This is a genomic window from Streptomyces vulcanius (assembly GCF_042653945.1).
Classification (GTDB): domain Bacteria; phylum Actinomycetota; class Actinomycetes; order Streptomycetales; family Streptomycetaceae; genus Streptomyces; species Streptomyces mangrovi.
The window spans coordinates 15383-26572 of the sequence record NZ_JBHSFK010000062.1 but is presented as its reverse complement, the minus strand read 5'-3'; the positions used below and the strand labels follow the sequence as shown (position 1 = coordinate 26572).

The window sequence follows — 11190 nt, the reverse complement described above, 5'->3', positions numbered from 1 at the left end:
TTCAGTGCCGAACGGCGGGGGCCATGTCAGGAGCCTCGCATGAACGACCAGCCACTCGGACCAGCCGCGACCACCCGGAGCCGTGGCCGTCGCCTCGCCGTCTCCCTCAGCGTTCTCGGGCTGCTGACCGGCCCCATCGTGCTGTTCGGAGCGCCGGCCCAGGCCGCCGCGTGCTCCGGCCAGGTCCGCTACGCCAGCAGCACCAACACCATCTACCTGGCCTCGGGCACGGCGAGCCTGTCCGGCATCCACACCCTCTGCCCGTCCGCGCCCCTGGTGGAGACGGACCCCGGCAGCAACACCTGGGAACTGAGCGCGGACCTGGTCGTCCAGAACGGCGCCACCCTCGAACTGCACGGCACGGCGGTCGGCGGCGACGTCGACACCCTGCGGCTGCGCAGCCTGTCCGACAACGTCGCGACCCACGTCAGCGCCATCACCGCGCAGTACGGCGACATCGACATCGACACCGTCCACATCACCTCGTGGGACGACGCGACCGGCGCCCCGGACACGGACCCGTACCTGCCCGCGAACGCCGCGGCCGGTTCACGGGCGCGCTCCTTCATCCGGGCGCTCTCCTACCTGGACGCGGACGGCACACCGCGTGAGTCGCGGATGGACATCAAGGACAGCGACATCGGCTACCTCGGCTCCCACGCCGCCGAGAGCTACGGCGTGTCCTACAAGGGCCGCGGCTGCGACTCCACCCACCTCGACGTGTGCGCGGCGCTGAACGTCTACGGCTCGCAGACCGACAGCCGGTTCCACGACAACTTCATGGGCACGTACACGTTCAACGCGTACGGCATGACCTTCACGGGCAACGAGTACGACCACAACGTCATGTACGGGCTCGACCCGCACGACGACTCCGACTACCTGACGATCACGCACAACCACTCGCACGACAACGGCGACCACGGGATCATCTGCTCGCAGCGCTGCGACCACCTGGAGATCGCGTACAACGAGGTCGACCACAACGGCATCCCGCCGTACGTCCCGGACGGCGACGACGACGCGTCGGACAACCAGGTCCACGGCATCATGATCCACCGCGGGGTCACCGACAGCGTCATCGAGGACAACTACGTCCACGACCAGCCCAACGGCGCCGGTATCGCGGTCTTCGACAGCAGCGGCGACACCATCCGCGACAACACCGTCACCGGCGCGGAGTACGGGCTGCGCTACAGCGTCGGCTCACGGGACATCACCACGACCGGCAACACGGTGAGCGACAGCAGCCAGTACGCCGTCTTCACCTACCAGGGCTCGGACCTCCCGGCCTACACCAACAGCACCGGACGGCCGAGTGGCCTTCTCTTCACCGGCAACACCTTCGACTCCACCGACAGCAACGCGGTCAAGCTGAACCAGACCGACGGCACGGTCTTCTCCGGCAACACCTTCAGCGGCGCGTTCTCCTCCGGTGTGCTCACGCAGTGGAGCACGGGGACGGTCTTCTCCGGCAACACCCTTCCCACCTCGCTGACGTACTCGGTGAAGGGCGACTCGACCACACCGGGCAGCATGGTCCTCAAGGACATCAGGCAGTCCACGAAGGTGACGGTGGACTCCGTCAGCTCGGCGACGTTCACCGGCACCGCCGGCACCGTCTACAAGGTGAGCGGCTATCCGGCCGTCACCACCACTCTCGGCTCCCCGGGGGCCGGCAGCACGGCGGCCCTGACCGCGGCGACCGTCGGCACCTCCCAGCGGACCGTCACCCCGCAGTCGCTCGGGGTGGTCCCCGCGAGCGGCACCGCCACGGGCCGCGTCCCCAACGGCGCCGGAGCCTACGAGGTCCTGGTCGCGCCCGGCACCGCCGGCACCGACCTCGCCTTCACCGCCACCGGGCTGACCGCCGGCGCCAAGTACGCGCTGACAACGGGCGGCACCACCCTCGCGAGCGGTACGGCCTCCGCCGCCGGCACCCTCACCCTGCACACGGCTCCGGGCACCACACAGGAGGTGAACTACCGCGTCGTCAGCACGAGTTGACGGACCGGATCGTGAGAGGACCTGAACCACAGACGGGAGCGGCGGCAGTGCACAGACGGCAGTTCATCACGGTTTCGGGGGCCACCATGATCGGCAGTACGGGACTCGCCGCCTGCTCCTCGGGCCCGGGGAGCGGCACCTCCGCATCCTCCCCGAGCCACTCCGCCGGCCCGGCCACCCCGCTGAGCGCGGACCCGGCAGCCCTGGCCCGGTTCTTCGGCCCCCGGCTCACGGCACGTTCCGGCGGCTCGTTCGGCCTGTCCCGCGCCGAGCTGCTGCCGGGCAGCCACCCCGCGCTGGGCCGGCTGCTGCGGGTGCGCTACCCGGCGCGCTCCGCCAGCCCGACCGTGGCGCGACAGTACGACCGGCCCCAGGGAGGGGCGCAGCTCTACCTCACCCTGGCGAACGGCTCCGTCGACGCCCTCCATCTCCGTTACTACGTGCGGTTCCCGGACGACTTCGACTTCGTCAAGGGCGGCAAGCTGCCCGGCCTGTACGGCGGGACGGTGACGAGCGGCCGTCATATCCCCGACGGCGAGGACGGGCTGTCCACCCGCTACATGTGGCGCGCGCACGGCGCCGCCGAGGTCTACGCCTATCTGCCGACGTCGGTCGCCCACGGCACCTCGCTCGGCCGTGGCTCCTGGGACTGGCCGCTCGGCCGCTGGGTCTGCGTCGAACAGGCCGTACGCCTCAACCGGCCGGGCCGCTCCGACGGAAACGTGACCGTCCACGTCGACGGGCGGCAGGTGATGAACCGGGGCGGACTGGAATTCCGTACCACCGACAAGCTCGGCATCGACGGAGTGCTCTTCTCGACCTTCTTCGGCGGCAGCGACCCGAGCTGGGCGACGCCGCGTTCGCAGTACGCCGACTTCGCGGCGTTCGCCGTGTCCGACGCCCCCATCGACCCGCTTCAGGGCGTCTGAACCCCGCATCCCACCCGAAGCATCCCACCCGAAGGGACCCCACACATGACCATCACGCATGACAAGGCTCTCGCCATCACCGGCTGGGGCGGATCGCACGTCCGGCAGGCCGTCATCCTCGCCGGAGGGCAGGCCAGCAGGCTGCGCCCCTACACCGACCACGTCCCCAAGGCCCTGGTGGAAGTGGCCGGACGGCCCATCTTCGAGCACCAGGCGCACTGGCTGGCGGCCGAGGGCATCGAGGAGGTGGTCATCTCCTGCGGCTACCGGGCCGACGTGCTGCGCGAGTACGTGGCCGCGACCGGGCTTCCGCTGCACGTGAGGGTCGTCGTCGAGGACGAGCCGCTGGGCCGCGGCGGCGGCCTGAAGTACGCCGCCGCCCACCTCCCGTTCCCCTCGGAGCGGTGGGCGGGCCTCAACGGCGACATCCTCACCCGTTTCTCGCTGCGCGACCTGGCGCGGGCGCACGTAGAGCGGAACGCGCTCGCCACACTGGCGGTGACGCCGCTCAAGTCGCCGTACGGGATCGTGGAGATGACCCACTCCGACCGGGTGACGAGTTTCACGGAGGCGCCGGTGCTGCCGCACTGGATCAACGCCGGGGTGTACCTGTTCGAGCCGGAGGTCACCGCGCTCCTGCCGGACCTGGGCGACCACGAGGACACCACCTTCCCCGGCCTCGCCCAGGAGGGCCGGCTGTCGGCGTACCGGATCAACGGGTACTGGCGCGGCGTGGACAACGCCAAGGACCTGAAGACGGCGACGAAGGAGATCACGGCGTTCGGCTGGGTCCAGACGGTCCCCGCCTGACCACGACGAAGGGCTGTTCCGTGACCGACTACTCGCACCTGGTCAAGGCCTACGACATCCGCGGCGAGGTCCCCGCACAGCTGAACGCCGGCCTCGCCCGCAAGGCCGGCGCCCTCTTCGTCCGGCTCACCGGCGCGCCCCGGATCGTGGTCGCCCGCGACATGCGCGACAGCAGCCCGGAGCTGGCCGCGGCGTTCGCCGCGGGAGCCAACATGGCCGGGGCGGACGTCGTCGACGCCGGGCTCGGCTCCACCGACTACCTGTACTACGCCTCCGGCAGCCTCGACCTGCCCGGTGCGATGATCACCGCCAGCCACAACCCGGCCAAGGACAACGGCATCAAGCTGTGCCGCGCCGGAGCGGCGCCCATCGGCGAGGACTCCGGCCTCGGGCGGATACGGTCCTGGCTGGAGGCCGACGACATCCCGGTACCGGCGGCCCGCCCCGGCACCACCACCTCCCAGAACCTCCTCGGCGACTACGCCGCCCACCTGAACGCCCTCGTCCCCCTCAAGAACAACCGCCGCCTGACCGCGGTCGTGGACGCCGGCAACGGCATGGCCGGCCACACCGTGCCGGCCGTCCTCGACGGCCTGCCCGTCGACGTCGACGCCCTGTACTTCGAACTCGACGGCACTTTCCCCCACCACGAGGCCAACCCCCTCGACCCCAAGAACCTCGTCGACCTCCAGGCCCGGGTCCGCGCCGTCGGCGCCGACATCGGCCTCGCCTTCGACGGGGACGCCGACCGGTGCTTCTTCGTCGACGAGCGCGGCGAGCCGGTGTCCCCCTCGGCCGTCGTCGGCCTGGTCGCCGCCCGTGAGCTGGCCCGTCACCCGGGCTCGGCCGTGGTGCACAACGTGATCACCTCCGCGGCCGCCGTCGATATCATCCGTGAGCACGGCGGTACGCCGGTCCGCTCCCGGGTCGGCCACTCGTTCATGAAGACCGCGATGGCGGAGCACGACGCGGTCTTCGGCGGTGAGCACTCCGGCCACTACTACTTCCGGGACTTCTGGCGCGCCGACACCGGCATGCTCACCGCCCTCCACGTCCTCGCCGCCCTCGGCGAGCAGGACGGCCCGCTGTCCGAACTCACCGCCGGCTACTCCCGCTACGCGGCCTCCGGTGAGATCAACTCCGTGGTCGCGGACGTACCCGGCACCCTCGACCGGGTCGAGGCCGCCTACCACGGCGAAGGGGCCGCCACCGACCGTCTGGACGGCCTGACCGTGGACCTGGGCGACGGCCGCTGGTTCAACCTGCGCCCGTCGAACACCGAGCCCCTGCTACGGCTGAACGTCGAGGCACCCCTCCGAAGTGCCGTCGACGCCCTGCGCGACCGGGTGCTCGGCCTCGTGCGGGACTGACGCGAACGGGGGCTGTCCGGTGGTGGGCCGACCGTGCGGAAGACCGGCGCAGGAAGCGACGGCGACGGTCTTCAGGAACGCCCCCACCCGGTGGCGGATGCCGTACTCCCACGGTGCCCGTGGCGTCACCACCGCGGGCACCGCGTTCGCGGCTCAGCGCGGACCGGCTGGTCCGGTGGTCCGGTGGTCCGGCATCAGGGTGGCACACGTCCTGTCGCCGGACTGCGCCACCAGCCGCACGTCCCTAGGCGGGGACGCGGGTGTGCCTGAGCGGTGCTCCGGCCTGATGGAGACTGGTGAGGGCCTGCCGGTAGGAGGTGATCAGCCCGGTGTCCACGTAGTCCAGACCCAGTTCCTCGCAGTAGCGCCGGACGATGGTCCGGGCCCTGCGCAGGTTGGGGCTGGGCATGCTGGGGAACAGGTGGTGCTCGATCTGATGGTTCAGCCCGCCCAGTGCGATGTCGGTGAGACGGCCGCCGCGCACGTTGCGTGAGGTGAGCACCTGGCGGCGGAGGAAGTCCGGGCGGTCTTCGCCCGTCAGGATCGGCATGCCCTTGTGGTTGGGCGCGAAGAGGGAGCCGAGGTAGACGCCGAACAGGCACTGGTGGACGGCGAGGAAGGCGATCGCCATGCCGGGCGGGAGCAGCAAGAGCAGGACAGTCAGGTAGACCGCGAAGTGCGCGAACAGCAGGGTGCCGTCGAGCGTTCGGTGCTTGAGTGAGCGATTGGCCAGCGCCCTCACGCTCGACACGTGCAGGTTGAAGCCCTCCAGTGTGAGGAGCGGGAAGAACAGGAACGCCTGCCAGCGGCCGAGCAGCCGGGGGAGCCCCTTGGCGACCCGGGCTTGATCCTGGGACCAGACCAGCAGGTCGGGGTCGAGGTCGGGGTCGAGGTCCACATGGTTGGGGTTGGCGTGGTGACGGGTGTGCTTGTCCTGCCACCACCCGTATCCCATCCCGATACCGGCACAGGCGATCCGTCCGGACGTTTCGCTGGCCCGGCGTCGGCGGAACACCTGGCGGTGGGCCGCGTCATGGGCGAGCAGGGCCACCTGGCCGAAGACGACGGCCAGGAAGACGGCGACCGCCAGGGTCCACCAGGTGTCGCCGATGAGCGCGACGGCGGCCCACCCGCCTCCGTAGAGCCCGGCCACCACCGTGATCCGCAGTGCGTAGTAGCCGGGACGGCGCCCCAGCAGGCCGGCATCGGTGATCTTTCTCGACAGCCGGGCGAAGTCACTGCCGGACCTCTCCGAGGGCGGGGGTCGGACCGTGGTGATTCTGGTCATGACGGTGACTCTCTCCGAAGGTGGCAGATGGCTCGGCGCCGCCTCGGGAGTTACTGAGAGACGTGTGCTTCGCTGCCGGCGGCAGCGCAGGCCCTCTGCCTGGGATGCGGGTTCCCGGCCGGGAAGGTCTCACACCGTGACAGCACAGGGCTTCTGAAGCTGCATTTCGGGCGAAAGCTCTAAAGCTGGATATAATCTTAATAAAGGGTGCAAAGCGGGCTTCTTGAGGAAGGAACGTCCTGATGACTGAGAACACTGGCGCAAAGCATGGCGGTGCACCCGGTTCTCGCGGCCGGACGACCATCGCCGATGTGGTGGTGGAGAAGATCGCCGGAATGGCGGCACGGGACGTGCTCGGCGTCCATGCCCTCGGCAGCGGATTCGCGCGCTCGATGGGATCCATGCGGGAGCGGATGCCTGGTGCCGGTAGTGGCAAGTCCGCCACGCGCGGGGTCAGTGTCGAGGTCGGAGAGTCGCAAGCGGCCATCGATCTGGAGATCGTCGTCGACTACGGCGTCTCGATCACGGACGTGGCCGGTGCGGTGCGGGAGAACGTGATCTCCGCGGTGGAGGGGATGGCGGGCCGGGAAGTCGTGGAAGTCAACATCGTGGTCAGCGACGTGAAGCTGCCCGACGAGGAGGACGAGGGGGAGCAGCGGCAGCGGATCGAGTAGCCGGGGCGGAGCAGCCTGCTTGAGTGAAGGGGCGCGTGATGAGCAGGGCCGTGGTGGGCTTGATGGCCGGAATGGCGCTGGGTTTCGCCGCGTATTTCGGTGACTTCTGGGCTTTCCTGCTGGTGCTGGGGCTGGGCGCCGTCGGCCTCGTGGTCGGGCGCTTCATGGAAGGTGATCTGGAATCGCGTGACTTCGTCCGCCGCCGGGACCGGCAGGAGCGGATCCGCGATGACCGGCGACGGGCTGGGGGAGACCGGCGGCGGTGACCGGTGACGCCGATCGGCGTCCGGGCCGGGAATCAGGCCGGTCGTTCCCCTGTGCCTGCTCGCCGACCATCAGGACAACGGGACGGTCCGCCGCCCGTTTCTTCGGCAATTGCGGCGTCGCGCACATAGCTTATGTGATATTCCGATTCAGGTCTGGCCGGGGCCGTCAAAAGTCACCCAAATGCATCGCGCATTGACGTTCTCTGTGGTTCCTCGCCAGTTAATCTGAAACAAACCTCTTTCCCCGGCATCGCCGAGCAGCCATTGAAAACCACGGCGCTTGTCAGCGAGAAGAGGTCGGCTCGCGGCAACTCGACAAGGACAGCAAAAAAACCCTCACCGTATTTCCCTAGAGGAGTAGTCCCCTCGATGACGCAGAAAATCTCTGGTGCGGTCCAATCTCGCACAATGCCCGCCTGTGTCGCGGCGGTCATCACGGCGGTGATCGCCGCTGCCACAGTGGTAATGGTGCCGACACAGGCAGCTGCCATTACGACGCCCGTTCCCCTTGGTGCTGCCACCGACTTCGCGGTGCTGGGCGGCGGAGCGGTCACCAACACCGGTCCTTCCCTGATCAGCGGAGACGCCGGGGTGTCGCCGGGGATCTCGGTCACCGGATTCTGTGACCCACCACCGCCGGCAATTCCCGCCTCTCCGCCGTGTGCCGAAGTGGTCAACGGGTCCGTCCACGTGATCGACCAGCAGGCCAACCAGGCCCATGCCGCACTGCAGAACGCGTACACCCTCGCCGAGGCCCGGGGCCCCGTCGATGGCACCCTCGGCTCGGACCTCAACGGCGCAGGCGGCCCGACGGGGCTGGCTCCGGGCCTGTACGACTTCGTCGATGGCGTGGTCCTGAACACGGGCACTCTCACGCTGAACGGCGGCCCCGACGCCGTCTGGGTGTTCCAGGTCCCGTCCTCGATGAACCTGGCATCCGCCAGCCGAATGGAATTCACCGGCGGCGCCACGGCCTGCAATGTCTACTGGCAGATCGGAAGTTCCGCCAACTTCGGCAGCGGCTCCTTCGCCGTGGGCACCTTCATGGCCCACACCTCGATCACCATGCAGGACAGCGCGAGGGTCGAGGGCCGGGTGCTGGCCGGTGCTGTGTCCGAATCCGGGCTCGTGTCGTTGATCAACAACACGATCACCCGCCCGACGTGCGGAGCCGCCACTGGCGGAACGACGACGGGTACCACCACCGGAACCACCACCGGCACGACGACGGGTACCACCACCGGCACCACCACCGGTACGACGACGGGTACCACCACCGGCACGACCACCAGCGGCGGTCTCGTCACGGGTGGCCTCCTGGGCGGAATCCTCGTCGGGACCGGCGGCACCCAGGGCAACATCGCCGGCAACACGTCCGGTAACACCGCGGGCAGCACGGCCGGGAACACCGGTAACACCGAGGGCAACACCGCCGGGAACAGCGCCGGCGGGAACGGCCATGCGCCGGACAAGCCGGTCCGCGGCGGCAAGCTGGACCTCGGCCCCTACTTCCAGCCGGTCAAGCCCGCCCACGGCCAGCACGACGACGGCAAGCCCGACCACGGTCAGAACGGCCACGGCAAGCCCGACCACGGCCAGCACGACCACGGCCAGCACGAGTATGGCAAGCAGCCCGACGAGAACTACGGCTACGACGACATGCCCAAGGGCTACGAGGACGACGACTCCAAGAGCCACGAGGGCTAGGCAGCCCACGGCGGCCGGTCCGCTCACCGGATGACGGCGCGCGGCGGAATTCTCATCGAATCCGCCGCGCGCCTTCGGCGGTAGCCCGAGGAAACGCCAGACGCGAGCAGCTGATATGAGAAAGACAGGTAGGCGGTGTCGAGCGGAATTGACGCAGCAGGCGTGAAGGAAATCCGGCATTCCGAATCCGGTCCGGCGGAGCAGAAATATCCTGATGCCACGGCCGCGCCGCCCAATTTGCCGAGAGGTTCCCGTGTACTCAAAGCAGGGCTGTGCACCGCCGTGGTCCTGTGCCTGGCGGCGAGTCTCGTCCACGTGGTGCTGGTGTTCTTCCATGTCGCACCGCCCAACACCGTATCCAAGCGATACAGCCCGCAGATCAATGCATGGGTGTTCCCCTTCTTCGAACAGAATTGGCGGCTTTTCGCCCCGGACCCGGAATCCGTCAACCGGCAGATTCTGGCGAGAACTGCACACACCGAATCCGACGGATCGGCTCAGGTGAGTCCCTGGTTCGACCTGACCGCCGTGGACGGTTCCGCAGTCGAACATCACCCGTTCCCGAGCCACACCGCGCAGAACATGTTGCGTCGCGCCTGGGCCGGCTACGTCGACTCGCACGGAGGAGACGACGAGGCGCGCACGGAACGCGCCCTGATGATGCAGAAGTACCTGACCAACATCGCCGCGGACCGCGTCGCCGCCCACAAGGGCGGCACCTTCGACTTCGTTCAGCTCCGCGTCGTCACGCTACCCATCGCCGGGCCCGGCCCCGCCGTCGGCAATCGCCCGCCGACTCCGGTCGAGAACCGGCTCCTGCCCTGGTGGAAGGTGACCCGCCATGGAAAATGAGGCGCGGAGGACCGCGTTTGCCGGCGTCGACCGGTGGCTCGCCGACCGGATCACCGCCGTGTGGGACCGCCTGACCGGCCGCCCGGTGTCCCTGTACGCGGCGTCGGTGCTGCGCATCGGCTACGGACTGCTCTACCTGGTCTTTCTGCTGCGCGAGTTCCCGCACCGTGACGAGATCTGGGGCCCCGGCTCTGCGTGGACGCCCGCCCTGGCACACCAGCTCTTCGAGCAGACGGGCTGGTTCAGCATCCTGGCCCTGTCCGACAGCCGCGCCTACTTCGAGCTCTGCTACGTGCTGGCCCTCGTCACGTCCGCACTGTTCATGCTGGGCTGGCGGACCCGCGTCCTGTCCGTCCTCTTCGCCGTCGCGGTGACCTCGTTCCACGGCCGGGCGATCTTCATGACGGACGGGGGCGACAACCTGATCATGCTGATGGCCATCTACCTCGCCCTCACCGCCTGCGGCCGACGCTGGTCCCTGGACGCGCGCAGAGACCGGCTGAAGACGGTTCGCGCGGGCCACGCGGGCCACGCGGGCAACGCGCCGGAGCGGACGACGAGCCTCTTCACACGGCAACTCCGCGATGCCCGGACCACTTTGATCACGGTGGTGCACAACTGCGGCATGTTCGTCATCGCGGTACAGGTCTGTTTTCTCTACGGATCAGCCGGCCTGTACAAGGTCCAGGGCGCTTCCTGGGGCGCCGGTAGCGCGCTCCACTACGTCCTGAACCTCGAACTCTTCCGACCCTGGCCCGCCATCTCCCACTTCGTGGACGAGTACACGCTCGTGGTCGCGATCGCCGGCTACCTGACCGTGCTCTTGCAGGTGGCCTTCCCGTTCGTGCTCTTCGGCAGGCTCAAGTACCCCGTTCTCGCCATGCTGCTGGGCATGCACATCGGCATCGGAGTGCTCATGGGGCTGCCTCTCTTCTCCGGCGCGATGATCGTCGCGGACGCCGTGTTCCTTCCCGACCGCTTCTACACCTTCCTGCCCCGCCTCTGCCGACGCCCGGTACGGCGGACGGACAGCAGTGGGCCGGCACCCGGACGAGCGGCGGGCCCCGGAGCCGTACCCGCGCAGGGCGGGCCCGGCGGCGCACGTGGATCGCAGCATCACGTCATGCTCCCGGCAGGGCGGAAGGACACCGTGCCCGCCCCCGAGCCCGCGTCCCCCCAGGTCCCCCCTGGGACCAAGTGAGACGGAAACCGAGCCGAAGAATGTCGAAGGGCCCCACCGCGATCGGTGGGGCCCTTCGCCGTCTCCCTCGCCCGCTGATCCCACCG

11 protein-coding genes are annotated in these 11190 nt (G+C 69.1%); 9 read left to right on the top strand and 2 right to left on the bottom strand.

The window, feature by feature from the left end; translation table 11 throughout:
* Window positions 1-39 precede the first annotated feature (39 nt).
* The 4 genes from ACFPIH_RS52055 to ACFPIH_RS52040 all read left to right on the top strand — a co-directional run bounded on the left by ACFPIH_RS52055 (window position 40) and on the right by ACFPIH_RS52040 (window position 5116).
* Window positions 40-2007, top strand: a complete 1968-nt coding sequence (locus ACFPIH_RS52055; RefSeq protein WP_381186702.1) for a right-handed parallel beta-helix repeat-containing protein — start codon at window positions 40-42, stop codon at window positions 2005-2007.
* Window positions 2008-2093: 86 nt separating this feature from the next.
* Entirely contained in the window at window positions 2094-2936 is an 843-nt protein-coding gene (locus tag ACFPIH_RS52050) for a polysaccharide lyase (RefSeq protein ID WP_381186701.1), read from the top strand.
* A 45-nt stretch (window positions 2937-2981) separates the two neighbouring features.
* The gene (locus tag ACFPIH_RS52045; protein WP_381186698.1) at window positions 2982-3746 is read left to right on the top strand and encodes a nucleotidyltransferase family protein; all 765 of its coding nucleotides are present in this window, start codon (window positions 2982-2984) and stop codon (window positions 3744-3746) included.
* 20 nt (window positions 3747-3766) lie between these two features.
* Window positions 3767-5116, top strand: a complete 1350-nt coding sequence (locus ACFPIH_RS52040; protein WP_381186696.1) for a phosphomannomutase/phosphoglucomutase — start codon at window positions 3767-3769, stop codon at window positions 5114-5116.
* Window positions 5117-5360: 244 nt separating this feature from the next.
* Here ACFPIH_RS52040 and ACFPIH_RS52035 read toward each other — a convergent pair whose 3' ends face one another.
* Window positions 5361-6404 carry a fatty acid desaturase family protein gene (locus ACFPIH_RS52035; protein ID WP_381186693.1) on the bottom strand — a complete coding sequence of 348 codons (1044 nt, stop codon included), beginning with the start codon at window positions 6402-6404 and terminating at the stop codon, window positions 5361-5363.
* Between the two features lie 242 nt (window positions 6405-6646).
* Between ACFPIH_RS52035 and ACFPIH_RS52030 the strand changes: the two genes are divergently transcribed.
* Together ACFPIH_RS52030 and ACFPIH_RS52025 are read left to right on the top strand one after the other, a co-directional pair.
* Window positions 6647-7078, top strand: a complete 432-nt coding sequence (locus ACFPIH_RS52030) for an Asp23/Gls24 family envelope stress response protein (RefSeq protein ID WP_381186690.1) — start codon at window positions 6647-6649, stop codon at window positions 7076-7078.
* A 38-nt stretch (window positions 7079-7116) separates the two neighbouring features.
* Complete coding sequence (locus ACFPIH_RS52025) at window positions 7117-7344, top strand: hypothetical protein (protein ID WP_381186688.1); 228 nt, start codon at window positions 7117-7119, stop codon at window positions 7342-7344.
* A gap of 173 nt (window positions 7345-7517) precedes the next feature.
* Here the strand turns inward: ACFPIH_RS52025 and ACFPIH_RS52020 are convergent, their stop codons facing one another.
* Window positions 7518-7802, bottom strand: a complete 285-nt coding sequence (locus ACFPIH_RS52020; protein ID WP_381186686.1) for a hypothetical protein — start codon at window positions 7800-7802, stop codon at window positions 7518-7520.
* A 31-nt stretch (window positions 7803-7833) separates the two neighbouring features.
* Between ACFPIH_RS52020 and ACFPIH_RS52015 the strand changes: the two genes are divergently transcribed.
* From ACFPIH_RS52015 to ACFPIH_RS52005, 3 genes are all read left to right on the top strand, one after another.
* Window positions 7834-9051: an ice-binding family protein gene (locus ACFPIH_RS52015; RefSeq protein ID WP_381186784.1), complete on the top strand. Its 1218-nt coding sequence runs from the start codon at window positions 7834-7836 to the stop codon at window positions 9049-9051.
* A gap of 162 nt (window positions 9052-9213) precedes the next feature.
* Window positions 9214-9903 (top strand): DUF5819 family protein, encoded by a 690-nt coding sequence (locus ACFPIH_RS52010; protein ID WP_381186683.1) that lies wholly within the window; start codon window positions 9214-9216, stop codon window positions 9901-9903.
* Window positions 9893-11104: an HTTM domain-containing protein gene (locus ACFPIH_RS52005; protein ID WP_381186681.1), complete on the top strand. Its 1212-nt coding sequence runs from the start codon at window positions 9893-9895 to the stop codon at window positions 11102-11104. Before ACFPIH_RS52010 ends, ACFPIH_RS52005 begins: the two co-directional genes overlap by 11 nt.
* Window positions 11105-11190 lie beyond the last annotated feature (86 nt).

Bases quoted from the DNA above. Each gene is read 5' to 3' on its own strand.
- ACFPIH_RS52035 (WP_381186693.1), bottom strand. From the start codon at position 6,404: ATGACCAGAATCACCACGGTCCGACCCCCGCCCTCGGAGAGGTCCGGC.
- ACFPIH_RS52050 (WP_381186701.1), top strand. From the start codon at position 2,094: ATGATCGGCAGTACGGGACTCGCCGCCTGCTCCTCGGGCCCGGGGAGC.
- ACFPIH_RS52025 (WP_381186688.1), top strand. From the start codon at position 7,117: ATGAGCAGGGCCGTGGTGGGCTTGATGGCCGGAATGGCGCTGGGTTTC.
- ACFPIH_RS52005 (WP_381186681.1), top strand. From the start codon at position 9,893: ATGGAAAATGAGGCGCGGAGGACCGCGTTTGCCGGCGTCGACCGGTGG.
- ACFPIH_RS52055 (WP_381186702.1), top strand. From the start codon at position 40: ATGAACGACCAGCCACTCGGACCAGCCGCGACCACCCGGAGCCGTGGC.
- ACFPIH_RS52045 (WP_381186698.1), top strand. From the start codon at position 2,982: ATGACCATCACGCATGACAAGGCTCTCGCCATCACCGGCTGGGGCGGA.
- ACFPIH_RS52030 (WP_381186690.1), top strand. From the start codon at position 6,647: ATGACTGAGAACACTGGCGCAAAGCATGGCGGTGCACCCGGTTCTCGC.